Annotated in this window: 19 protein-coding genes and 1 other annotated feature; of the genes, 16 read left to right on the top strand and 3 right to left on the bottom strand. The window is 39.2% G+C overall.

Features of this window, described 5'->3' with window-relative positions; translation table 11 throughout:
• The first annotated feature begins 8 nt into the window (after positions 1 to 8).
• Positions 9 to 788, top strand: a complete 780-nt coding sequence (deoC, locus tag BLV55_RS00970) for a deoxyribose-phosphate aldolase (protein WP_207645995.1) — start codon at positions 9 to 11, stop codon at positions 786 to 788.
• A gap of 21 nt (positions 789 to 809) precedes the next feature.
• Here the strand turns inward: deoC and BLV55_RS00965 are convergent, their stop codons facing one another.
• The gene (locus BLV55_RS00965; protein WP_176968196.1) at positions 810 to 3848 is read right to left on the bottom strand and encodes a ligand-binding sensor domain-containing protein; all 3039 of its coding nucleotides are present in this window, start codon (positions 3846 to 3848) and stop codon (positions 810 to 812) included.
• A 128-nt stretch (positions 3849 to 3976) separates the two neighbouring features.
• On the opposite strand from BLV55_RS00965, the gene BLV55_RS00960 reads away from it, so the two are divergent.
• From BLV55_RS00960 to BLV55_RS00945, 4 genes are all read left to right on the top strand, one after another.
• Positions 3977 to 6241 (top strand): DNA translocase FtsK, encoded by a 2265-nt coding sequence (locus BLV55_RS00960; protein WP_242869991.1) that lies wholly within the window; start codon positions 3977 to 3979, stop codon positions 6239 to 6241.
• Between the two features lie 49 nt (positions 6242 to 6290).
• Positions 6291 to 7073 carry a DUF975 family protein gene (locus BLV55_RS00955; RefSeq protein WP_093310008.1) on the top strand — a complete coding sequence of 261 codons (783 nt, stop codon included), beginning with the start codon at positions 6291 to 6293 and terminating at the stop codon, positions 7071 to 7073.
• A gap of 185 nt (positions 7074 to 7258) precedes the next feature.
• On the top strand, positions 7259 to 8113 hold the full coding sequence (locus BLV55_RS14830) for a methyl-accepting chemotaxis protein (RefSeq protein ID WP_093310006.1): 855 nt from the start codon (positions 7259 to 7261) through the stop codon (positions 8111 to 8113).
• Positions 8114 to 8136: 23 nt separating this feature from the next.
• On the top strand, positions 8137 to 9357 hold the full coding sequence (locus tag BLV55_RS00945; RefSeq protein WP_330386558.1) for a BaiN/RdsA family NAD(P)/FAD-dependent oxidoreductase: 1221 nt from the start codon (positions 8137 to 8139) through the stop codon (positions 9355 to 9357).
• Between the two features lie 29 nt (positions 9358 to 9386).
• On the opposite strand, the gene BLV55_RS00940 is transcribed toward BLV55_RS00945, so the two are convergent.
• Positions 9387 to 11384, bottom strand: coding sequence for a methyl-accepting chemotaxis protein (locus BLV55_RS00940; RefSeq protein ID WP_176968195.1), 1998 nt, complete (start codon positions 11382 to 11384; stop codon positions 9387 to 9389).
• A 207-nt stretch (positions 11385 to 11591) separates the two neighbouring features.
• On the opposite strand from BLV55_RS00940, the gene panD reads away from it, so the two are divergent.
• Both panD and BLV55_RS00930 read left to right on the top strand, forming a co-directional pair.
• Positions 11592 to 11972: an aspartate 1-decarboxylase gene (panD, locus tag BLV55_RS00935; RefSeq protein WP_176968194.1), complete on the top strand. Its 381-nt coding sequence runs from the start codon at positions 11592 to 11594 to the stop codon at positions 11970 to 11972.
• A gap of 95 nt (positions 11973 to 12067) precedes the next feature.
• The gene (locus BLV55_RS00930) at positions 12068 to 12718 is read left to right on the top strand and encodes a cyclase family protein (protein ID WP_176968193.1); all 651 of its coding nucleotides are present in this window, start codon (positions 12068 to 12070) and stop codon (positions 12716 to 12718) included.
• On the opposite strand, the gene BLV55_RS00925 is transcribed toward BLV55_RS00930, so the two are convergent.
• Positions 12715 to 13959 carry an aminopeptidase gene (locus BLV55_RS00925; RefSeq protein ID WP_093309994.1) on the bottom strand — a complete coding sequence of 415 codons (1245 nt, stop codon included), beginning with the start codon at positions 13957 to 13959 and terminating at the stop codon, positions 12715 to 12717. The genes BLV55_RS00930 and BLV55_RS00925 overlap by 4 nt on opposite strands.
• Before the next feature lie 214 nt (positions 13960 to 14173).
• Between BLV55_RS00925 and BLV55_RS00920 the strand changes: the two genes are divergently transcribed.
• The 9 genes from BLV55_RS00920 to BLV55_RS00880 all read left to right on the top strand — a co-directional run bounded on the left by BLV55_RS00920 (position 14174) and on the right by BLV55_RS00880 (position 23760).
• Complete coding sequence (locus tag BLV55_RS00920; protein ID WP_093309992.1) at positions 14174 to 15046, top strand: DMT family transporter; 873 nt, start codon at positions 14174 to 14176, stop codon at positions 15044 to 15046.
• A 64-nt stretch (positions 15047 to 15110) separates the two neighbouring features.
• A complete protein-coding gene (locus BLV55_RS00915) occupies positions 15111 to 16898 on the top strand; it encodes a DAK2 domain-containing protein (protein ID WP_093309988.1) in 1788 nt (595 codons plus the stop codon).
• Between the two features lie 15 nt (positions 16899 to 16913).
• Positions 16914 to 17690, top strand: a complete 777-nt coding sequence (locus BLV55_RS00910; protein WP_093309984.1) for a DUF1295 domain-containing protein — start codon at positions 16914 to 16916, stop codon at positions 17688 to 17690.
• Between the two features lie 176 nt (positions 17691 to 17866).
• The gene (locus BLV55_RS00905; protein WP_093309981.1) at positions 17867 to 18730 is read left to right on the top strand and encodes a DMT family transporter; all 864 of its coding nucleotides are present in this window, start codon (positions 17867 to 17869) and stop codon (positions 18728 to 18730) included.
• A gap of 93 nt (positions 18731 to 18823) precedes the next feature.
• Positions 18824 to 19082, top strand: a binding site (T-box leader).
• A gap of 167 nt (positions 19083 to 19249) precedes the next feature.
• On the top strand, positions 19250 to 20734 hold the full coding sequence (trpE, locus tag BLV55_RS00900; protein WP_093309979.1) for an anthranilate synthase component I: 1485 nt from the start codon (positions 19250 to 19252) through the stop codon (positions 20732 to 20734).
• Positions 20734 to 21309 (top strand): anthranilate synthase component II, encoded by a 576-nt coding sequence (locus tag BLV55_RS00895; protein ID WP_093309977.1) that lies wholly within the window; start codon positions 20734 to 20736, stop codon positions 21307 to 21309. The genes trpE and BLV55_RS00895 overlap by 1 nt, the downstream gene beginning before the upstream one ends.
• On the top strand, positions 21306 to 22340 hold the full coding sequence (gene trpD, locus BLV55_RS00890; RefSeq protein ID WP_242869990.1) for an anthranilate phosphoribosyltransferase: 1035 nt from the start codon (positions 21306 to 21308) through the stop codon (positions 22338 to 22340). The genes BLV55_RS00895 and trpD overlap by 4 nt, the downstream gene beginning before the upstream one ends.
• Complete coding sequence (trpC, locus tag BLV55_RS00885; RefSeq protein ID WP_093309975.1) at positions 22334 to 23146, top strand: indole-3-glycerol phosphate synthase TrpC; 813 nt, start codon at positions 22334 to 22336, stop codon at positions 23144 to 23146. Before trpD ends, trpC begins: the two co-directional genes overlap by 7 nt.
• Positions 23143 to 23760, top strand: a complete 618-nt coding sequence (locus tag BLV55_RS00880; RefSeq protein WP_093309973.1) for a phosphoribosylanthranilate isomerase — start codon at positions 23143 to 23145, stop codon at positions 23758 to 23760. The genes trpC and BLV55_RS00880 overlap by 4 nt, the downstream gene beginning before the upstream one ends.
• Positions 23761 to 23798 lie beyond the last annotated feature (38 nt).

Below are 23798 nucleotides of genomic sequence, written 5' to 3'. Positions count from 1 at the left end.
AGGCTGTTATGAGACAAAAAATAATAGAATGGAAAAACGCTTTAGAAAAGGAACTCAAAGTAGAAATACCGGATTTATGGAATGAATCTACCGAAAAAAAACTAGAAGAAACAGGTCGAATAGCCGATATGATTGATCATACCCTTCTAAAACCGGAAGCTGGTAAAAAGGATTACATCACTTTGTTTGAAGAGGCAAAGCATTATGAAGTACATTCTGTATGCATACCACCTTGCAGAGTAAAGTTAGCGGTAAATGAGCTGGAAGGCACATCTGTTAACGTATGTACTGTGATTGGCTTTCCTTTAGGGTATCAATCCATGGAGACTAAAATATTCGAAGCAAAAAAATGCATAGCAGACGGTGCTCAGGAAATAGATATGGTATTGAATATATCAGCACTTAAATCAGGAGAGTATATAGAAGTTTTTAATGAAATCAACAATATAAAAAAAGCGATTGGACCAGAACGAATTCTAAAAGTCATCATTGAAACGGCATTACTAGAAGAAAAAGAAAAATATATAGCGGGTTGGATCGCAAGAGTAGCTGGAGCAGACTTTGTAAAGACATCTACTGGTTTTGCAAAAGAGGGAGCAACAGCCGAAGATGTTCGGCTGTTAAGATCGATTGCGGGGACAGTTATGGGCGTCAAAGCTTCCGGTGGAATAAGAGATTATGAAAAAGCAATGGAGATGATTGGTGCTGGCGCTAATCGACTCGGGCTTAGTAGTGCTGTTGCCGTTTTAGAGAATAAAAAAAGAATACCATCGACGGATCTGTACTAGGATGGTATTTGATAAATCGTATTATTCTTTTGAGTCCTTGCCAAAGATTGTCATACGGTCACGGCCTTTTGTTTTAGATTGATACAATGCTTGGTCAGCAGACTGTATTATCTCCGGTAGAGATGTCTTTTCATCAGGTACCATACTGCAAATACCAATACTGACTGTAATCATTAATGAAGAGTTAACCAATGCGTCAAGCTGGATATGAGTGGCATTATCCATAATTCGTTGAGCGACGGTTATGGCACCTTTTTCCTGCGTATCATATAAAACAACAGCAAATTCATCTCCGCCATAGCGAGCGATAAAATCAGTATTCCTCGGAAGTACTTCTTTGGCTGCTTTTCCGATTTGTTTTAAGACTTCATCTCCTACAATATGACCAAAAGTATCATTGATATTTTTGAAATGATCGATATCAAACATCAACAATGATATGGGCCTCTTGCTTCTTTTGGAAAGCTGGAACTGATCCTCTAAAACAGTATCAAAGTAACGTCTGTTAAAGAGTCCTGTTAAAGAGTCGGTTGTTGACATGGTTTCCAATTTTTGGTTGGCTTCTTCCAATTGCCTATTTAAAGCAGCTAAGACGGAATTTCTTTGACGGACAAGGCTTGTTTCTCGTAATTTGAAGGCCCCCTTTAATAAAAGGAGAAAAAAAGCAACGTACAATAAAAATGCAAACGTAGATCGATACCATGGTGTTGCAATGGAAAAAGAAAAGACAGCTGGTTCAGAAACATTTCCATGTACATTTTCGGCTAATACGTGAAGCGTGTACTGGCCAGGTGGCAGATTAGAATAAGTGGCATAATCTCTTGAGCCGCCATGAATCCAATCCGTATCAAACCCTTCTAAATAATAACTAAATCGAGTTTTATCCGGTGCATCATAGTCGATTGCGGAAAATTGAAAGCCTAAAAAGTTTTCTTGAGCATTAAAATCTAAATGTTGAGCATTAAAAAACATTTTTTCAGAAACAATTTGATTTTGAAAAAGCTCTATGCTTGAAATATAGACAATAGGAGAAATGGAGGCAGTTCCACTAAAATCCCCCGGGATTACAGAGATGCCATGAACACCTCCAAAAAACAGAGAGCCATCAGTATCTCTATAGTGACCTGCATTGAATTCCCACCCTCCGATGCCATCCTGTGGCGAAAGCGCAATGATGTCTTTGCGAACTGGATCTACTATGGAGATTCCATCATGAGTTGCTACCCATATACGACCTTCCTTATCCTCAAGAATTCCTGTGATTGTATTGCTGGAAAGACCATCTTGTTCTAAAAAAGTTTTGAAGTTGTCTGTTTCCTCTTGATAAAGAGCTAGTCCTCCACCAACCAGACCGATCCAAATATTGCCTTTAGAATCTTCGTAAACAACACGAATGGTGTTAGATGCCAACTGATAGGAAGATGCAGAGCCTCGTTTGTATGTCTTAAACCTATCCGATTCGGGACTTAAAACATTCAGTCCGTTATTAGTGCCTATCCAAACACGGTCCCTGGAGTCTACTAATATATCATAGACGAGATTGTCAGAGATAATCGCATCAAAACTTGGACCATAATAATAATGACTGGTTTCTTCCGTATTTCGATTGTACCGGTAAACGCCGTCATTATAAGTACCTATCCAAAGATAATGGTTCTGTTCTTCGATCGAGTAAACATGAAGATTTTCATCGAAATAGGGTAATGACTGAAAATGGTCGGAAGTATCGTCATATTGAATTAAACCTGCATTGCTGCCTAAAAGGAGATTACCGGTATGGTCAAGATGCATGGTAACGATGTTGTCAGAAGGTAAAGAAGTAGGATCTTCCGGATCATGAAGATAATGATGCATTTTCTTTTTAATAGGATCATATCGATTCAAACCATTGTTATAAACAGCGATCCAAAGTTGACCTTGAGCATCACGAATAATTGAATTGATTTTACCTGCGCTAAGACTACTGGACTTTTCAGGATCATGAGAAAAAGCAACATAATTATTTTGACGTGGGTTAAGTTTGTTGATGCCTCCACCATTTGTGCCAATCCACAGAATTCCTGAGTGATCTTGTAAAAGAGAATAAATGACAGGATGCTCCAGGTCTTTGTTTTCTCCTTCACCTGAAAAATGGTATACGCTTCCATCAGGAGTTTCCGAAAAAAGACCACCGCCCCAAGTGCCTACCCATAGAATGTGATCGTGTGTTTTATAAAGTGTGTAGACATCACTATGTTCATATTCATGATGTGTCAGAGAGTAATCATCCATATCAACCCTCACCACACCGCCATTCCATAGGCCGAGTGTTAATGTTCCTTCGGTGAACTCTTCGATGACCATTACATAAGGCGAAGGAAGGTCGATTTCTAAAGCGATCAATTCTTCTTTTTTAATATCGAAGTAATACAAGCCTTTGTGTGTTCCTACTAATAATCTACCTTTCGAATCAATGTACAAATCTCTGATGACATTACCGGGAACTTCGTATACAGATATTTCACCACTTTGTTGATCAACTTTATTTAAACCGTTCATTGTGCCGACCCATATGTTTCCATCAGAAGCTTTTGTAATAGCAATGACGATTGGATTAGAAAGGCCATGAGAATCTACAGTGAAATTTGTAAAATGATTATCGTGGATAGAAAGCATAGATACACCTTGATAGGTGCCAATCCATAGCTGATGCAATGCTTCGTCATAATACATAGTTTGGATTAGGTTATGAACAAGCCCTTCATCATCGAAAGGATTATGACGATAAGTAGAAATCCTTCTACCGTCATACAGGTTTAATCCTCCCTGTGTAGCAAACCATAAAAATCCATATCGATCTTGGGCAATAGAAGATACAGAAAGGTTAGAAAGTCCGGAGTCTCTGTCCAGAAGATCAAAATGTGGCGTGAAGCCTTCTCTAATAAAAGAAGGATGTTGATGAAAATCAATGGCGTGGACCGTATCATCGGCATAGCAAAATGACGCTAAGAGAGTTGCAGATAAAAACACAGATAAAAGCCGAAGGATTATATTCTGAAGAAGCGGATATATTCGAATCATTTTTAATTTCACATCCTTCATAACTATATACCCATTATATCATGTTAGAAGCTCAAAAAAGAAGAATCATAGAAAAATATGGTGCAAAATGTTATGATAGACAAGAAGAAAAGCAGGAGGGTTTATGGATGACGAGATATCAGAAGAAAAAAATGAAGCGCTTTATCATGTGGCAAATGTGCATCTATTTATTTATAGTAGGAATGATGTTTTGGTGGTTAGATAATCGCTGGTTGGCAACTGTTTTAACAGGAATAGCGATAATCCTGTATACAGCAGTCGTAGGAAGGATTATACGAAAGAGCAAAAACATTAGCAATGCTAGAAATAAAACAAACAGAACAAACAGAGTAAGCAGAGGAAATAGAATCATTGGAGCAAAAACTGGCAATCATCCCTATGCGAATAGCAAGGGGAAACCTGTAAGAAAACCTAATATATATTTGGAATATGAACCTACGGATAAAAATGATACAGATTCATTTGGTCAAAATGAAATGGAAAAGGTGGAGGAGGCAAGAGAAGAAAGTGAATGGCAAGTACACCGACAACGTGTCAAAGATTTGATTGAAAAAAGTCAAAAGGAGCAAATTAGAGAGAAACACGAGCAGTTAGAGGAAGAAGTGAAAAAAAACGCTCATTGGTCTGAGTTAAGTCCGCTGAAAGATGAAAAGCATGATCCTGGTAACATAAAAAAAGAAGAACAAGTTTTTACAAGAGAAGATTTTTCGATGGAAGGGAGCGGCAAGAAAGAAATCAGAGAGAAGCATGAGCAGTTAGAAGAAAAAGTGAAAAAAAATGCTCATTGGTCTGAGTTAAGCCCGTCGAAAGATGAAAAGCGTGATTCTAATAATATGAAAAAAGAAGAGCAAGTTCCTGTAAAAGAGCGATTTGCCATGAGGGAAGAAGTTTCGCCGGACGGGGCAAAGAGGAAAGAAATAGCATCTGAAAGTAGTAAAATAAACCTTGAAAAAAAGGAAACCTATATAAGGCCATCACTTGCGATGCTAAATCCCATGAAAAAGAAAGCCGTTACAGAATGTCGGGAGGCGCTTAGTCAACAGGCTGAATTGTTGGAAGAAACACTTGAAAGTTTTGGAGTGAAGGCGAAAGTGCTTAATGTTACTCAGGGTCCGGCTATTACAAGATATGAACTTCAGCCGGAGAGGGGTGTTAAAGTAAGCAAGGTTACTAATTTAAGTGATGACATTGCACTTAATATGGCAGCACCATCCATCCGGATAGAAGCACCTATTCCGGGGAAAGCAGCTATTGGTATTGAGGTGCCTAACAAAGAAACATCGTTAGTAACTTTCCGGGAAATTATTGAAAAATCAGGCGACAAACGTAGCAAAGCACTGCTTCCTTTTGCTATCGGTAAAAATATTAGTGGAGATTCTGTTATTTTTGATCTTACAAAAGCACCACATCTTTTAATTGCTGGAGCAACTGGATCGGGGAAAAGTGTTTGCATTAACACGTTGATTTTAAGCTTATTATTTAGTGCAGAGCCTGAGCATGTTAAATTGTTGCTTATTGATCCAAAAGTGGTAGAACTTAACCGATACAATGGGATTCCTCACTTAATTACGCCTGTTATTTCTGATCCTAAAAAAGCAACAACATCCTTAAAATGGGCTGTGCAAGAGATGGAGGATCGATATCAAGAGTTTGCAAGCATGGGAGTTCGAGATATTGAAGGTTATCATCAGAAAGAATCAAAAGAATCTATGCCATATGTCATGATTATTATTGATGAATTAGCTGATTTAATGATGGTTGCTGCTAAGGATGTTGAAGATACTATTTGTCGATTAGCTCAAAAAGCAAGAGCGGCAGGAATACATCTTGTGTTGGCAACGCAGCGTCCGTCTGTTGATGTCATCACAGGGTTAATTAAGGCGAATATTCCATCGAGAATTGCTTTTTCTGTTGCATCTCAGATTGATTCAAGAACGATCTTAGATATGGCTGGAGCGGAGAAACTATTAGGTCGAGGAGATATGCTTTTTCACCCTGTCGGGGTTAATAAACCAATGCGTATTCAAGGTGCATTTTTAGAAGATGAAGAAGTTCAAAAGACTGTTCAGTACTTAAAACAGTTCGATATAACCAATATGCTTGGTGATCGTTTAGAAGAAGAAATAGATAAAAAAGAAGAACTTGTGGAAGAGGAGATAGGAGAATCGGAAGATGTGTTTCAGGATGCATTGAGAATAGCTTTTGAACATCAACAAATATCTATTTCGATGCTGCAAAGAAAACTTAAAATGGGTTTTAATCGTGCGGCAAGATTAATCGATGAAATGGAAGAAAGAGGATATGTGGGTCCAAGTGAAGGAACGAAACCAAGGAAAGTAATAACGGGTTCTCATTCAACAAAGATAGAATAATGCCTTTTGAATCATTGTAAAATAGAAGGAATAGACAGGAGGAAAAGGAATGTGGACCAGGAAAGAAATCAAGGAAAGTGCTAAAAGATTTTTGGGTAAAAATTATCTGAAAGCATTTTTTGTTTCTTTAATTATTGCGTTAGTGGGCGGTAATGAAAATATTTTTAATAATGGTAATCAAGGGAGGACGGCCGTATCAGAAGGAGGAAGTTTCAGTGGTTTTTCTTTTGACATAGGCGGAATTAATATCAACACTTCGCAAGCATTCATTTCGAGTATCATAGATAGTATTGGCATTCCTGGAAGCTTATTTTTTATGATGTTTTTTGGCGTAGCAATGGTAGTAATCTTATGGGGATTTCGAGTATTTGTTGGCATCCCCATAGAAGTAGGGGGAAGGTCTTTTTTCTTACATGGAGTAACTGATGGAAGGGCTGATATTGGTCAACTAGCATCAATTTTTAAGTCGTGTTATTACTTGAACATCGTAAAAACGATGTTTTTGCGGGGATTATATAACTTTTTGTGGTTCTTGCTATTGATCATTCCAGGTATTATAAAACATTATCAATACAAAATGGTTCCCTATATTATGGTAGAGGAGCCGCATTTGGATTCCGGTGAAGCGATTCAAAAGAGTATTGATATGACCAAGGGTCAGAAAATGGATTTGTTTGTGTTAGATCTTTCTTTTATTGGATGGTATTTGCTGGGAAGTATTATGTTTGGAATAGGTGTGTTTTTTGTTCATCCCTATTACGAAGCAACATACGCTCAACTTTATCATCAGCTGAAAAAATCGCCAGCTTATCAAGAGTTTGAAACAGTCTAAAGATAGACAATTACCACCGATAACCGTAAGCAAGAAAGGATTTACTTGCGGTTAATGGGAATATTTTATACTATACTAGGAAGGAAATATTTCTTCTGCGTCGAATTAGTTAGAGTATGAGAGTAAATAGGTTTGAAATAAATCATTAACAAAATTGAATACAGGAAAATGGGGAGGCTATTAAAATGGTAGATCATGCAGTGGCACAGATAATAGTAGAGAAATGTAGAAATATCGTTCCATACCCAATTATTCTTTGTGATGAGGGAGGAAAAATTGTCGCCGCTACCAAGAAAGAACGTATTGGCAATCATCACCCAAGATCAAAAGTGATGATGGAAGAAGGTCAAACAAAGAAATTTGTTGTTTCTAAAGAAGAGGAGCTTGAAGCTCAGGAAAAAGGGATGGATGTTAAGGCTGGTGTGATCAAAGTGATCTATTGCAACCAAGAGCCTGTAACTGTATTAGCAATGAGCGGTGACCCTAATGAGGTAATGGTTTTCTTTGATATGGTTAACGCAATGGTAGAGATGATGTGTCAGCAATATCAGGTAAATGAAAAAATCAGAGGAACTACGACAATCGTAAATGATCATATAAATGATTTAGCAGCGACTTCCCAGGAGCTGTATGCCAGCTCAGAATCCCTGGCCGAAGTGAATACGAGTGCTTTGAATAACATTAGTCAAGCGGAAGGAATGTTGGAAAGTATTGAAAAGGATCTGCAGTTTGTTGAAAGCATAGCGAAAAAAACAAATCTACTATCTTTAAACGCTTCGATAGAAGCAGCAAGGGCAGGAGAAGCTGGTAGAGGATTTGCTGTCGTTGCCGGGGAAGTGAAAAAGCTTGCAGAACAAACAGGGACTTATGCTAAAAATATCAATGATCAAACAAAAAAATTTACTGAGATGTTTAATAGTATTTTTGAATTAGTAAAGAACAATACACAGACATCGGAGGAGCAAAAAGAAGCACTTAGACTATTCACTGAAAAAACGGAAGATATTCAACAGCGGATATACTCTTTAGGAAAAGAATAAGTTAGAAGAAAGGAGATCATTTTATTTACGACGTAATCATTATTGGTGCGGGACTTGGTGGGATGGTTGCATCGATCGAAGCGGCAAAAAAGGGACTAAAAACTCTTTTGTTGGAAAAAAATGACCGACCCGGGAAAAAGATATTGGTATCGGGTGGCGGTCAGTGCAATATTTCAAATGCGGGATCAATCGATCATTTTCTAAGAAGCTATCATGAAAAAGAAAAGTTTGTAGGGAAATCCATAAGAAAATACTCGCCGGATTTGTTAAAGAAATGGTTTGAAGATATTGATGTTTCATTAGAAGCACGTGATGACCTGAAAATCTTTCCTAAGACTGGAAGAGCATCTGGAATTGTAAATGCCTTATTGAAACAAATAGAACAGAATAAGGTGGAGATGCATCTGTGTGCAAGTGTCCAGCACATAAGAAAAGAGCACAATCAATTTCTTGTGAGAACGGGGACACAACACTTTTGGGGAAGAAATCTTATTATTGCAACAGGAGGAAAGTCATATCCAGCACTTGGAACTTCCGGTGATGGCTATCGGTTGGCAAGTGCTTTGGGGCATTCACTTACAGAAGTACGTCCAGCGTTGGCAGCTATAGAAGTTCGTTCCCATTGTTTAATGGAATTAGCTGGTATGTCTTTTAAAAAAGCCACTGTCGAACATTGGCGAAACGAGAAAAAAATTGGCACATACAAGGGTGATCTTTTAATTACGCACGATGGTTTGAGCGGACCAGTGATTCTAAATCATTCTCGCTATTTTGAGGAGGGTGACATACTGAAGCTGAATTTACTATCGATACAGACCGATATATATGAACGGAAATTATTAGAAAGTACAAGTAAGGCTGGAAAAAAAACAGTGAAAAACATAGTAGCTGATGATGATCTGCCTAATAGGTTGATAGAAACGATTTTTTTTATGGCAGGCATATCGATGCAACAAAAATGTGCCGATTTAACAAAAGCGCAGAGAAAGAAATTAGTTCAGTTATTAACTTCGTTTCCATTAGCAATATCCGTTGTAAAAGGGTTTAATGAAGCAATGGTAACCGCTGGCGGAATATCAACTAATGAAGTTAACAGCAATACAATGGAATCAAAACTGGTTTCGGGTCTTTACTTTGTTGGTGAAATACTAGATGTGGATGGGGTAACAGGAGGATTCAACCTTCAATTCTCTTTTTCCTCAGGAATGGCTGCCGCAAAAGCGATTATAAAAAGCTCTCAGTAGTTCGTTCTGAGAGCTTTTATAGTAAAACCTTATATTTTAAATTGGGCAACGGCAGATTGCATATCTTGTGCAAGTGCGGATAAATCTTCGCTGGTACTGGCAATTTGATCTATGGCAGCGGTTTGTTCTTCAACAGAAGCAGAAGCTTCTTCAGTACCTGCGGCATTTTCTTCTGAAATTGCCGATAAATTTTCGATAACGGCAATAATTTCATCCTTCTTTTGATCCATTGCCTTACCAGAGTTATTTAGATCTTGTATAATTCTATCCATGTTGGATACAGCTTGATCGATTCCATCAAATTTTTCATTTGTTTTATAAACGCCTTCTGTCTGATCTTCTGCCATTTGGCTGAGTGTTTGCATTGTTGTAACCGCACTGTCTGTTTTTTCGGTTAACTTTTTAATAACAGATTCAATTTCTTCCGTGAATTGGTTAGACTGTTCTGCTAGTTTTCGAACTTCCTCGGCTACTACTGCAAATCCACGGCCTGCTTCGCCAGCCCGGGCTGATTCTATTGCGGCGTTTAATGCTAATAGATTGGTCTGCTCAGCAATACTTTTAATCATAGCACTGGCATTTTGAATCTGATGAGCACTTTCGTTGGTTTCTAAAATAACTTGATTTACTTCCTGGGCGGCATGACTGCTTTGCTCAGTTTTTTCTACAACCAGTTTTAGAGCTTGCCGTCCTTCATTTTTCATCTGATCAGTTTCTACAGCAGAACGATTAAGACTATTCATATGACTTTGGTTTGCCTGGATCATTTGGTCTAGCTCATTGATATGACTAGCGCCGCTCTCTGTATCTTTTGCTTGGTCGGAAGCGCCTCGTGCTATTTCCTCAATGGTTTTTGCTACTTCGTTGGAAGCAGTAGCAGATTGTTGGCTGGTAGCGGTTAACTGTTGAGAAGAGGATGCGACATCCTGTGCACTATCACCTATTTGTTGAATAAGGTCAATGAAATTCTTTTGCATCGTTGCTAATGAATTTGAAATGGTGCCAATTTCGTCCTTTCGGTTTAGATATTTTAGAACCGCACTGTTCTCATCAAAAGTTAAATGGTACTGAGAAAGTTTGATAATCGTTTCTGATAAATTTTTAATAGGAGTAGAAATTGATTTTCCAACGCGTATGGCAACAATAATACCTAGCAGAAGAAAGCCGACGGTGACTATCAGCAACATACTTTGGAGGTTTGATAACCCGGCAAGAACTTCACTCTGATGTGCTGTTGTTACTAAATACCAGCTGGTTCCATCGATAGGATAAAAACCTTGATATAAATCATTTCCCTGGAAAGAATAATCGCCCACTCCGGATTCGGTGTCAAGAATTTGTCTGAAGGCAGAAGCAAGGGGGATTAAGGATGAATCTTCTTCGGATTCTGAGATAGGATCAAACTGAGAAGTGACAAACTCCCAGTTATCATGGGCCACAACGCGACCTTCATTATTAATAATATAAGCATAGCCAGACTCGCCATGCCCCATCGTGCTAATCACCTCAGTTAAGAACTGGGCATCCTGCTGAGCAATAAGAGCTCCTAATACTTGTTCATGCCGCATAATAGGAACGGCATAAGTGATAAAAGCGTCTTCCGTTCGACGATCAATGGTTACATCTGAAATATAAACATTTCCAGCAAGTGCTTGTTGTGCAAAATCCATATTGGCGTAATTGGCTACATCTCCACTTTGAACATACTGAGCATATCCCTGTGCATTGATAATAGCTAGGTCACGATAACCCAATCGTTGAATATCTGACTGTAGACTGATTCGTTGAGCTACCCAGTCCATTGATTGAATGGCATCTCTTTCTGTCATCTCCTGAATGACCTGAAGTCTCAGAGCGGATGTGTCAGAAATAAGGCGGGAGCCATCTCTAGCCTGGGTAAAAAGGCTGTCTTCTGCCTGAGATCTTATTGTATTACTGCTAAAATAAATGGAACTAACCCCAAGTCCGACAGCTACAAGTATTACTAGCATACCGATGGATAAAATGATTTTTTTTGAAAGGTTCATTAGCAACATCCTTCCTTTGTAAAAAGTTAAAATAGTTGAAAAATTCCATATTGTCAGATCAGTATATCATGTTTTCTTAATGCAAACAATAATAAGAGCATGGGATGAGATTGTTCTTTTAAACTAGTATAGAAAAGCGTGCATTGTACGGCTAAATAGTGTAGTATAACGATGAAAGATTAAAAAATAGGTTGGTGAATAGCATTGATGTTAAATATGTTTAAGGCGAAAATACACAGAGCTACAATAACAGAAGCAAATCTTAATTATGTGGGCAGCATTACGATAGACAAAGAGTTGATGGAAAGAGCCAATATCATAGCAGGAGAGAGAGTACAGATTGTTAACAATAACAACGGAAACCGCTTGGAGACCTATGTTATTGAAGGGGAAAGAAACAGTGGTATTATTTGCTTAAATGGCGCGGCAGCAAGATTAGTACAGCCTGGAGATACCTGTATTATTATTGCCTATTGCTGGCTTTTGGAAGAAGAGGCCAAAACATATACCCCTAACATTGTTTTTGTGGATGAAAACAATAAACCGGTGGAAGTTTCCCATGAAGAAATTCATGGTAATATACGATGAAACATGATACTGAAAGTAGGTAAAGCACTTAACCGGATGAGAGAATCATCCGGTATTTCAGGATTAACAAAAAAGGAAAACAGAGGTAGATGAAGATGGAAAGAATCGTTGATTTAACCCATGAAATAGAGACCAGTATGCCAATATATCCTGGAGATCCATCGGTGGAGATTAAATCATGGAATACTCATGAAAAAAATGGCTGCCAGATCAGTAAAATCTTGATGGGGAGCCATACAGGAACCCATGTAGATGCTCCCTGGCATTTTAACCCCCAGGGAGCATCGCTGGATAATCTCTCGCTTAGTCGTTTTGTTGGTAAGGGTACGCTTATTGATGTATCCAATAAAGGGACCAATGAAAAGATAGATACTAAAGACATTGCCGCTTATCGATCCTATATAAGCTCTGGCGAATTTGTTGTTTTTATGACTGGATGGGATCGACACTATAGAGAAAGGATGTATTTTAAGCATCCATTCCTTACCGAAACAGCAGCGAAAATGCTTGTAGATATGGGCGTTTCATTAGTAGGGATTGATACGTTAAGTGTTGATTCGACTATGGATAAGACTTTCTCTGTACATTCTGTCCTTATGAATGCGGAGATACTGATTGTAGAAAATCTTTGTAATTTGAAGGAAGTTCCCTTTGTTAAAGGCATGTATTCTTTTCTGCCACTGAAAGTAAAAAAAGGTGATGGATCTCCTGTTCGAGCTATTTTCTTTGACTCACCGGTTGATTAAATTGCATTCACAGAATCGACAAAGTTTCCATTAATAAAGATTGGAATTTTTGCTCCTTCTTTAGTAATGCCTGTGATGTTCATATCGGAAGTACCAATCATAAAATCTTCATGAACTAAAGATTCATTTACTCCAGCATTGGACAATTCATCGGCAGACATATGATTGCCATTTTCTAAGCAAACAGGATAGGCTTTTCCCAAAGCTAAATGACAAGAAGCATTTTCATCAAACAAGGTGTTGTAAAAAAGGATGCCAGCATTAGAAATGGGAGAGTCGTAGGGGACTAGGGCTACTTCTCCTAAGCACAAAGATCCTTCATCCGTTTCGAGGAGTCCTTTGAGTGTTTCGTATCCTTTGGCAGCTGTATAATTTACTACTTTTCCATGATCAAAAGTAAGTGAAAAGTCTTCAATTAGATTTCCGTTGTAGGGCAAAGGCTTAGAACTGACAACAGTTCCATAAACACCATCCTTATGTGGGAGGGTAAAGACTTCCTCTGTAGGCATGTTAGCAATAAACTCTGTGCCATCCTGTGTTTTTTCAGCACCTGCTGTCCACAGATGATTTGTTGGAAGCTTTACGATTAGATCGGTTCCGGCTTCACTTTGGAAATGCAGCTTATCAAATCTGTGAGTATTCAAAAAGTCCATACGTTTTTTCAAGCTTTTTTTATGGTCTTCCCAAGCCTGGATAGGATTTTCTAAATTTGCACGAACGGAAGTAATAATTGCTTCTCCGAGTTGTTCTACGGCTTCTGATTCAGGCAGATCAGGAAATACTTTCTTTGCCCAGGAACTGGTTGGGTAAGCAATGACATTCCAAGCATTCTGATTTCCCATCAATCGGTTTCGATACTCCTTTAAAGCGGTGTTAATGGTTTTTTGATGTTTCATAAGGATAGCAGGATTTACATCCTTCATTAGTTCAGGATCATTGGCAGCAATACTAATAAAGGCAGCACCTTCTTCTGCAAGGACTGTATGGAAATCCTTTTGCCAAGAAGGGAAAGATTCAAATACCTTTTCAGGTGCTTGCTGATATTTGATCTTAGAATGCAACTCATCTTTCCAGTCAATAATTACATCGCCTGCTCCGGCATCAAAAGCTATGGAAGATAAGGTTCTGGCAAATTCGGCGGTTTCTATCGGCGACTTTATAACTAACTTTTGTTCTGGTTGAAGATTAACACCGATTTTAATAACGATCTCAGCATATTTTTTCATTTGTTCAGATTTCATAGAAAAGCTCCTTTCAAAATAAAGTTATTCGTATAAAGATGGAAATGAATGATAATCTATCTTATACTATACCAGTATCCTTAGAAAATCCAAGGTGTTTTTATATAAATTCAAATACTGAATAAAATTGATGAGGAAGACAGGCAAAATGTCTGACGAGCTTTCAAAGCAGATTAGATGATCAACAAATAATGGTTTATTTGGAGGCGTAGGTATGATTTATATTCTAATAGCATCCGTTTTATGGGGAACAACAGGAACGGTTCAAACCCTGGCTCCTGAAACAGCAACTCCCCTCACTGTTGGCGCTATCCGCATGGTAGTAGGAGGAGTTATGCTGTTTTTTTGTGCATGGACTAGGGGGAAATTAGATATTCGCTCCCTATCGATAAAATATGTGCTTATTTCGGCCCTAAGCATCTCCGTTTTTCAACCGGCCTTTTTCTCGGCAGTTGCAATCACGGGAGTAGCCGTAGGTACGGTGGTTGCTCTAGGGACAGCTCCTGCGATGGCAGGTATGATGGAATGGTTTTTATGGAAACGAAAGCCAGCGAAAGAATGGTGGATTTCTACTACAATGGCTATTGTAGGCTGTGCAATCTTATTTTGGGCCAATGAAGCGGAGATCAATGTAAGGCCTGTCGGTATTCTATTAGCCTTGATTGCAGGTTTTGGCTTTGCGACATATATTTTGTTTAGCAAAGAATTATTGGCTTATCATGACTCGGAGACCGTAGTAGCGGTGATTTTTTTTGCTAGTGGATTGCTTTTAATGCCTCTTTTGATCATCGGAGATGCTTCTTGGATTATTGTACCCAGAGGGATAGCTGTATCTGTTTATTTAGGCGGGGTAACCACCGCAGGAGCCTATCTTTTGTTTGCTAACGGTCTTAAACATACGGTAGCTTCCAATGCGGTTACCTTAACCTTGGCTGAGCCGATGACAGCAGCCCTTTTAGGTGTGTTTTTTGTGGGAGAAAGCTTATCGACCTATGCCTGGATGGGAATAGGATTGATTATTCTGGGTTTGGGAAGTCTTTCTATGTCTAGCAAAAGAAAATCCTTTTCCATATTGAATGGTGAGTAAGTGATTCTTGTGATGGGTAAACACTTTCTAACGAAGACTTTATTAACGCCTAGGAGGAGGTCCGATGAAAGTATATTACCTGAATGGTAAGCGAGTTTACTATGCGATGATGGCAGGTGCCAGAAAAGTTTCCTGTCAGAGGCAACACTTAAATCATATCAATGTGTTTCCGGTGGCAGATGGAGATACCGGTAATAATCTTTCGATAACCTTAAATCATATTTTGGAAGAAGTGAAGCCTCAGGCGGATGTGAATCAACTATTTGAATCGATTGCAGCTGCATCATTAACCGGTGCTAGAGGTAATTCCGGTATGATTTTGGCACAGTTCTTAAATGGATTAGCGGAAGAGGTAAAATCCCATAAAGAAATATCGGCCGGTCTTTTTGGAGAATCTTTAATGCGGTCAGTGCCTTATGCCTACCAAGCAATGGCAAATCCTGTTGAAGGAACAATGCTAACGGTGCTTAAAGAATGGGCAGAATCTTTTTATGAATTCGGAAAAAACAATAATGATTTTGGAGATGTTTTGATAAAATCCCTGGATCGGGCTCGTGAATCTTTAAGAAAAACTCCGGAAAAACTGGAGGTCTTAAAAAAAGAATCTGTTGTTGACTCTGGGGCTCAAGGGTTCGTACATTTCTTGGAGGGGATTGCGGAAGTGATGAGCCCTGGCAAAATTAAAGCTCTTGTAAGAGAAAAACGGACAGCAGAATCAATTGACTTTCCAGAAGAGAGGTATGGAAAATCAGAAATCGATTATCGGTACTGTACAGAAGGATATCTGGACGGAAGCCAGATGTCAATCGAAGAAATAAAAGATTATTTAACAGGTAAAGGTGACTCAGTCATTGTAGCGGGAAACTCCAAGCGGCTCCGGTTTCATTTTCATACAGACCATCCGGAGGATATATTTATTCACATGAGTCGGTATGGTGTTATCAAACAGCAAAAAGTAGACGATATGAAGCGTCAGCAGGATGCCATGGAAACCGTAAAACCGTCCATTGCGATTGTCACAGATTCGATTGCGGACATCCCACAAACATTGATGGATCAATATCATATTCACTTGCTTCCACTTCAGATGTTAGTAGGTGCAACACCTTATCTTGATCGGGTAACCATTACTCCGGAACAAATTTTTTCTTTTTTGGAGAAGGTAAAAGAATACCCCACTTCATCCCAGCCAACAGTGACCAGGATACGTGAAACCCTGGATTTTTTGGTTAGTCATTACGAACAAGTATTGGTATTAACAGTTTCTGGTAATATTAGTGGCACGTATCAGGCGGTTCTTCATGAAGCTGAAAAATATAATGAAAGCAAAGAAAGAATTGCCGTTATTGATACTCTGAAAAACTCTGGTGCTCAGGGTTTATTGGTTTTAAGTGCCGCCGAAGCCGTTCAGAATGGAAAAAACTTTGAGGAAGTTAAAAATATGGTGAAAAGTTTAATTCCTAAAACCTATATATTTGTTAGTGTGGCAACGTTTGAATATATGGTTCGGGGCGGAAGAGTCAGTCCCATGAAGGGGAAATTGGCAAAATGGCTGAATCTTAAGCCTATCGTATCATTAGATGAAATGGGAAAAGGGGTTGCGTTTGCCAAAGCCTTCAGCCGCAAAGCAAACACAGGGAAAATTATGGAGATTGTTGATTCTCTTCATCAGGGAAAGTCAGTGAAAGAGTATTGTATTGTTCATGGAGATGCACCAGATAAAGCAGAAGAATATCGGCAAAAACTGGTGAAAATTCTGGGTAAGGAACCGAAATATATCACTGGTATATCACCTGTCGTTGCTCTTAGCTCTGGTAAAGGAGCCGTTGCCGTATCTTTGGTTCAAAAATGAGAGGAGGCATAGGTCATGAAATCATTGCTTTTTCAGTCTGCCATAGTGGTTTTTGCATACTTTATGCTCTTTTTTGTGATGGCTCAGATCATTAAAAACAATTCTATTGTGGATATGGGATGGGGACCTGGTTTTGTTGTTGTTACGATTTATGCTTGGCTAACGTCAGAAAGCTTGACAATAAGAGGCAGTCTTGTTATGATTCTGGTGGTAATTTGGGGCAGTCGATTGGCCTATCACATTGTTCGACGCAATATAGGAAAACCGGAAGATTTTCGTTATGCCAACTGGCGTAACGAATGGGGTAAATGGGTGGTGCCAAGAGCCTTTTTCCAGGTCTTTATGTTGCAGGGCTTTTTCATGCTGGTAGTGGCCTATCCGGTGCTGCTGGTGCAAGCATCAGCCAGAACTGGTTTTGGGATTCTTGAAACATTAGGGTTGACAGTTTGGGTTATTGGGTTTTATTTTGAATCCGTAGGAGATCGACAGCTTAGAGAGTTTAAGAAGAGACCGGAGAATAGAGGTAAAATTATTCAGCATGGATTGTGGCGTTATACTCGTCATCCCAATTATTTCGGAGAAGCTACTATGTGGTGGGGATTGTGGATCATGGCTATTCCTGTAGAATGGGGATGGACAGGTATCATCAGCCCCTTGGCTATCACATGGCTGCTGTTATTTGTGTCCGGAGTGCCGATGTTGGAAAAAAAATACAAGGGTAACCCGGAATTTGAAGCTTATGCACAGAAAACCAATGCTTTTTTTCCTGGACCTCCAAAGAAAAGCCATTAATGTTCTGATGTTCTGAAAAAAATCAAGTCTCTTTTTGTGCAGATAATCGTTGAATATTCCTTAGTAGAAGCTTACAGGGAACATTTTTTTGTTAATTTTGATAGAGGATCAGCCATGATATTCACCTAAGTAAGTAAATGATTCAAGCCTGACCCCTCTATTCCGGAGGTATGTTTATGCGTGTCAGTGGTGTGTTACTGGTTGTTTTAGCCGCCATTTTATGGGGCCTTTCTGGAGGGCTTGGTGGTTTTCTAATGGATAAAGGATGGAGTCCTTTGGTGATAGCTTTTTACAGGGGATCCGTAGGGTTACTATTTATTCTGATTTGGTTCTTGTTCCGACCATCAACATGGAACAGACCAATGATTATTTGGTCTATTGTTGCAGGAATTGGTGTTGCAGGAAATCTTGGTTTTTATAATATCAGTATATCAGAATCAAGCATTGCTGTAGCGGCTACCTTAATGTATACGGCGCCAGTATTTGTGTTTCTTATATCTTTTGTATTTCGGATGGAAGAGATGTCGCTATATAAATGGCTGGCGATTTTTTTTGTGATGCTTGGAGTGATATTGTTAACAGAGGTTTACAACATTGGTCCTGACAGTATTTCGCTGCTTGGTCTTGTTTCAGGGCTGGCTTCAGGACTCTCCTATGCATTATTTATTTTTAGCTTTAAATATGCAGATGATTATGGACAGCCTCAGGGAATTTTAACGATTGCATTCACCTCTTTTTCCGTAGTAATGCTTCTGTTTGTTGATCGGGCTGAAGTGGTTTCAGTCCTTCAATCGCCAGATATAGCTTGGATGATTCTACTAGGTATCTTTGGGGCAGGTTTATCCTTTTTCTTGTATATAACTGGCTTAAAACGGACAACGTCAACTTCGGCTTCTATTGTTGCGATGGTGGAGCCGGTTACAGCTTCGCTTTTCGGATATGTTGTTTTGAGTCAAAGGCTTGCATTGAACCAAATTGCCGGAATGGGTATTATATTGGTGACGGTAACTATTTTGAGTACGAAACAAAGCAAAGAATAATAACTCCCTATACCTTAACGCTATTATTTGAAAAAAATTAAAATCTACTTGACAAACTAGATTGGTGGGTGTAGGATAGATAAAAATAACAACAGAAATTCAGTGAATGGAAATAGTAAGTAATGTCTGAAGATCTAAAGCGAGCTGGGGATGGTGAGAGCCTGGTGACGATCAGATTACTGAATGGTTCCAGGAGAAGCCGCACAAAACGTACAGGAGTAGTGTTGGCCGGAAGTCCACCGTTAGAAGGACAGGATATCGAAGAATTGTTTCTTCCGTATCTGTAAAGAGCGAGACGGTCTAATCGTCTAACATGGGTGGCAACACGGAATCAGCGCATTTCGTCCTAACTTTAGGAGGAAGTGCGTTTTTTGTTTCTGAAGTTATGGTAGTCATGTTGGAAAGATTAAGGTCTAAACTGGGTGGTACCGCGAGTGTGAAAACACATCGTCCCTGATATGGGATTGGTGTGTTTTTTGTTTTTGTTAATAAAATGATGCTGAACAGGGAGGGTACCTTATGGAAATAATGTCCTACGAAACCTTCAGAAAAAATGCTGATGGTCATCCCCGGATTTGCGTGACAGCTGTAATGTCTGGAGATATGGAGACGCCAATAACCCTATATAGAAAGCTGGCAGAAAAAGGGGGAACATTTTTGTTGGAAAGTGTGTCAGATGGAAGTCAGCGTGGTCGATATTCTTTTATTGGCAGTGGAGTAGATAAAAGGATAACGGCTTATGGCCATAAATGGAAAGTATGGAATAGAGAAGGTTGTTTAGCAGAAGGGGAAGGAAAGGTAATGGATTGCCTAAGAAATATAATAGGTGAAACCATTCCCTCGCCATTAGAAGAAGGCCCTGATTTAATCGGCGGAGTTGTTGGAATGATGGGATACGATTTAATACGGCAATATGAATCCTTAGGAGAGTCAGAGGGGGATGATTGGAAACTACCGGATGCAGATTTTTTTGTAGTAAACCAGCTAGCTGTTTACGATCATGCAAAACAGACGATCGTACTTATCGAGGTGGTAGAAAATGAGGGACAACTATATGATCAATATAATATGGCTGTAAAAAAATTGAAAGAAATGAATCGCAAAATTTTTCAGCCTCTTGTGGATCAAGAAGAAAATAAAGATCAAGATGACAATCCTTCGAGAAAAATAACTAGTACAGAATCGCCGCTTAGTTTTGAAAAAAAAGTAAAACAAGCGAAAGAATATATTCGGAATGGTGATATCTTTCAAGTGGTGTTATCTCAACGATACTGTGTGGATCCAGCACCATCGTCTTTTGAAACTTATCGGAAATTAAGGGCATTGAATCCATCGCCTTATCTTTTTTACTTTGATTTTGATGACTATCAACTGGTGGGAGCTTCGCCAGAGATGCTGGTGAAATGTGTTAAAGGAGTTGTTGAAACTTGTCCTATTGCAGGAACAAAACCCAGAGGCTGCACGTTGGAAGAAGATCAGAAGATGGCAGAGGAGATGGTTTCCGATGAAAAAGAACAGGCAGAACATCTGATGCTGGTAGATCTAGCAAGGAATGATGTAGGAAAAGTTGCTGAATTTGGCAGCGTTACCGTAGACCCTTTTATGGTCGTTAAAAAGTTTTCTCATGTGATACATTTGGTAACAGAGGTGCAAGGGAAGCTTAGGCAGGAGCTTGACTCTTTCGATGCATTTATTGCGTGTTTTCCGGCGGGCACCTTATCAGGAGCTCCTAAAATAAGAGCGATGGAGATTATAGACGAGCTGGAACCGGAGAAAAGGGGTTCCTATGGAGGTGCTGTAGGTTATTTTAGTTACAATGGAAATATGGATAGCTGCATCACCATCAGAAGCATTTTGTTTCATCAAAAGAAAGCGTATGTACAAGCTGGTGCAGGCGTTGTAGAGGATTCAGTTCCGGAAGAGGAATATAAGGAGAGTTGTCGGAAAGCTCAGGGATTGATGCAAGTGCTTGTACAGAAAGATGAAAGGAAGGGGCATAAATAATGATTATTATACTGGATAACTATGATTCCTTTACGTACAATCTGTTTCAATATATTGGAGAAATAAACCCGAAGGTAAAGGTGATACGGAATAATGAAGTTACAGTACATGAGATTGAAAGAATGAACCCTTCACATATAGTTGTCTCGCCAGGACCAGGCTTTCCGACAGATGCTGGAATTTCTATTGATCTCATTCGCGAGTTGAGTCCACGTATTCCCACGCTTGGTATTTGTCTTGGCCATCAGGCAATAGGAGAAGCCTATGGTGGAAAAGTAATACACGCGATTCATCGAGTACATGGTAAGACGGATAAAATTTACCATACGAATAGTAAAATCTTGGAAGGGATACCAACCGGTTTTCATGCAACGCGATACCATTCCCTAGTGGTAAAGCCAGAAGGATTGCCGAGTGAGTTGAAAGTGACAGCTGTTACCGATAAACAGGAAATTATGGCGATGGAACATGAAAAACATCCAGTATATGGTCTGCAGTTTCATCCTGAATCGCTGGCTACAGAGTATGGAAAAGAAATGATAAAAAATTTTTTGAGAAAGGAGATTGTTGCATGAAATCCTTGACGCCAATGGTAGAAAAATTGATGAGTAATCAATCACTAAAAGCAGAAGAAATGATAGAAAGTATGGAAGCAATTATGGATGGAAACGTAAACGAGATACAGATGGCCGCTTTTTTAACGGCTCTTCGACATAAAGGCGAATCGGTAAACGAGCTGGTGGCTGCAACAAAAACAATGCGCAACCGGGCGAAGACACTGCCTTATTCATGTGCAGAAGCTGTAGACACCTGTGGAACCGGTGGCGACGGAGGAAAAACATTTAATGTATCTACAGCGTCAGCGATCGTAGCGGCAGCAGGTGGTGCAAAGGTGTTGAAACATGGTAATCGAAGTGTGTCTAGTAAATCTGGCAGCGCAGATGTATTAGAAGTTATGGGAATTAATATTCATCAGGAGCCGGAAGAAGCTATGGGAAAACTTCATCGACATGGAATGGCTTTTTTATACGCACCGGATTATCATGCCAGCATGAAAAACGTTGCTAATGTTCGCAAAACACTAGGGTTTCGAAGCATTTTTAATTTATTAGGTCCCTTAGCTAATCCTGGATCCGTAAAATATCAGCTAATGGGTGTTTATAGCAAATCTCTGGTAAAAAGGATGGCTGAAACCTTAAGAGCTTTAGGGACAACCCATGCTATGGTAGTCCATGGTTCGGATGGTATGGATGAACTAACGGTAACCGGTGATTCTTATGTATGCGAAATAAAGGATGGAAAATTACAAGAATATCAGATCAAGCCACAGGAGTTAGGACTGGAATTAGTCGACCCTGAAGAACTGGAAGGAAAAGGAGCGAAAGAAAATGCGGCGATTATTCTTAGTGTGCTGCGAGGAAAACGAAATGGAAACCGATCTATTGTAATCTTAAATGCAGGAGCGGTGTTATATATAGCAGGAGTGGCAAGGAATATGCAAGAAGGTGTTCTGAAGGCGGCTGAAATAATTGATGATGGCCGGGCATTTGATTTTTATAAACTGATAAGATCAAATAAAGAAAAGGTGGAGAATAGGGTATGCTGAGTAAAATTCTTGATACTGCTAAAAAAAATCTTCAGGTTCAACAGAATCTGTTACCGGAGCATATACTACGCAAAGAAATGGAAGAAAAAGAAACAGATGTTGCAAAAACGGTAGAATTACTTCCACATTTAATAGAAAAATCTCAGGGGGAAATGCCGGCAATTGTTGCGGAGATTAAAAGAGCATCTCCTTCAAAAGGAACATTGAGAAATATAAAAAACCCTGCAAAAGTGGCAAAGGAATATCAAGAAGCTGGTGCGGCGGCAATTTCTGTATTAACAGAAACTGATTTTTTTCATGGTTCGATTAAGGATTTTTTAGCGGTTAAAGACGTTGTAAGATTACCTGTGCTTAGAAAAGATTTCATCATTAGTCTTTATCAGATTTATCAAAGCAAGCACATGGGGGCAGATATCATATTATTAATAATGGCTGCTTTGAATCATAAAGAATTAGTCGTTTTTCATCAAGAAGCAAAACGTATGGGTTTACAGTGTTTGCTGGAAGTTCATAACAGAGAAGAACTGGAACGACTAAAAAGCTTAGATCTTAAAAAAGGGGAAGACTATATAGGGATTAACAATCGGGATCTTAAATCGATGGAAGTAGACCTTCGGATAACGGAGAAGTTATGTCCTCATGTTCCGTCTAATATTCCGATTATTAGTGAAAGTGGTATCAAGAACAGTGCGGATTGTCATAACGTTAAAAGATGGGGTGCTACAGGGGTATTAGTGGGTGAAAGTCTTGTGAGACAAAATTCACCGGGAGAGGCACTTCGGAACTTAAAAGGGGAAGCCTTATGACTCAGGTGAAGATATGTGGTATTAGTAAGCCGGAAGAATTGATAGGAATTCAAAAGGGGATGCCAGACTATATAGGGTTTGTTTTTGCTCCCAGCAAAAGAAAAGTATCTTTGGAACAGGCGATAAGCTTATCGAAAGCAGTAAATGCGAAGATTAATCGTGTTGGTGTGTTTGTAGACATGAAAACAGATGAACTGCTGAAACAAGCGGCTGGGGTACCTCTTGATATTATTCAACTTCATGGAGATGAAAGTCCGGAGTATTGTAGGTGTATTAAGCAAGAGGGATATAAAGTTTGGAAAAGTTTTACGATCCGAACACAGTTTGATTTGGAGAAGATAAAGGACTATCAGGTAGATGGATATTTGGTAGATGCAGCAGGACCACTGAAAGGTGGAAATGGGATTACGTTTCCATGGGAATGGGCTCAACATATTTCTGTAGAAGGTAAGCTGATACTGGCTGGTGGACTAAAAATAGAAAATGTAGAAGAAGCTATTAAAATGGTGAAACCAGATGTCTTGGATGTTAGCAGTGGAGTGGAAGTACAGGGAAGAAAAAATGAGAACAAGGTTCTGGAATTGATTAATCAAATAAGGAGAAAACAAAAGTGAATGCAAGAAAAAATAAGATAATATAGGGAGTGGTAAAA

It is taken from the genome of Tindallia californiensis (genome assembly GCF_900107405.1).
Taxonomy (GTDB): domain Bacteria; phylum Bacillota; class Clostridia; order Peptostreptococcales; family Tindalliaceae; genus Tindallia; species Tindallia californiensis.
The sequence above is the reverse complement of the archived record's forward strand: the minus strand, read 5'-3'. Positions and strand labels throughout refer to the sequence as shown.

What these genes read in the sequence shown, in the direction of transcription:
- deoC (WP_207645995.1), top strand. Translation starts at nt 9, where the DNA reads ATGAGACAAAAAATAATAGAATGGAAAAACGCTTTAGAAAAGGAACTC.
- BLV55_RS00965 (WP_176968196.1), bottom strand. Translation starts at nt 3,848, where the DNA reads ATGATTCGAATATATCCGCTTCTTCAGAATATAATCCTTCGGCTTTTA.
- BLV55_RS00960 (WP_242869991.1), top strand. Translation starts at nt 3,977, where the DNA reads ATGACGAGATATCAGAAGAAAAAAATGAAGCGCTTTATCATGTGGCAA.
- BLV55_RS00955 (WP_093310008.1), top strand. Translation starts at nt 6,291, where the DNA reads ATGTGGACCAGGAAAGAAATCAAGGAAAGTGCTAAAAGATTTTTGGGT.
- BLV55_RS14830 (WP_093310006.1), top strand. Translation starts at nt 7,259, where the DNA reads ATGGTAGATCATGCAGTGGCACAGATAATAGTAGAGAAATGTAGAAAT.
- BLV55_RS00940 (WP_176968195.1), bottom strand. Translation starts at nt 11,384, where the DNA reads ATGAACCTTTCAAAAAAAATCATTTTATCCATCGGTATGCTAGTAATA.
- panD (WP_176968194.1), top strand. Translation starts at nt 11,592, where the DNA reads ATGTTAAATATGTTTAAGGCGAAAATACACAGAGCTACAATAACAGAA.
- BLV55_RS00930 (WP_176968193.1), top strand. Translation starts at nt 12,068, where the DNA reads ATGGAAAGAATCGTTGATTTAACCCATGAAATAGAGACCAGTATGCCA.
- BLV55_RS00925 (WP_093309994.1), bottom strand. Translation starts at nt 13,959, where the DNA reads ATGAAATCTGAACAAATGAAAAAATATGCTGAGATCGTTATTAAAATC.
- BLV55_RS00920 (WP_093309992.1), top strand. Translation starts at nt 14,174, where the DNA reads ATGATTTATATTCTAATAGCATCCGTTTTATGGGGAACAACAGGAACG.
- BLV55_RS00915 (WP_093309988.1), top strand. Translation starts at nt 15,111, where the DNA reads ATGAAAGTATATTACCTGAATGGTAAGCGAGTTTACTATGCGATGATG.
- BLV55_RS00910 (WP_093309984.1), top strand. Translation starts at nt 16,914, where the DNA reads ATGAAATCATTGCTTTTTCAGTCTGCCATAGTGGTTTTTGCATACTTT.
- BLV55_RS00905 (WP_093309981.1), top strand. Translation starts at nt 17,867, where the DNA reads ATGCGTGTCAGTGGTGTGTTACTGGTTGTTTTAGCCGCCATTTTATGG.
- trpE (WP_093309979.1), top strand. Translation starts at nt 19,250, where the DNA reads ATGGAAATAATGTCCTACGAAACCTTCAGAAAAAATGCTGATGGTCAT.
- BLV55_RS00895 (WP_093309977.1), top strand. Translation starts at nt 20,734, where the DNA reads ATGATTATTATACTGGATAACTATGATTCCTTTACGTACAATCTGTTT.
- trpD (WP_242869990.1), top strand. Translation starts at nt 21,306, where the DNA reads ATGAAATCCTTGACGCCAATGGTAGAAAAATTGATGAGTAATCAATCA.
- trpC (WP_093309975.1), top strand. Translation starts at nt 22,334, where the DNA reads ATGCTGAGTAAAATTCTTGATACTGCTAAAAAAAATCTTCAGGTTCAA.
- BLV55_RS00880 (WP_093309973.1), top strand. Translation starts at nt 23,143, where the DNA reads ATGACTCAGGTGAAGATATGTGGTATTAGTAAGCCGGAAGAATTGATA.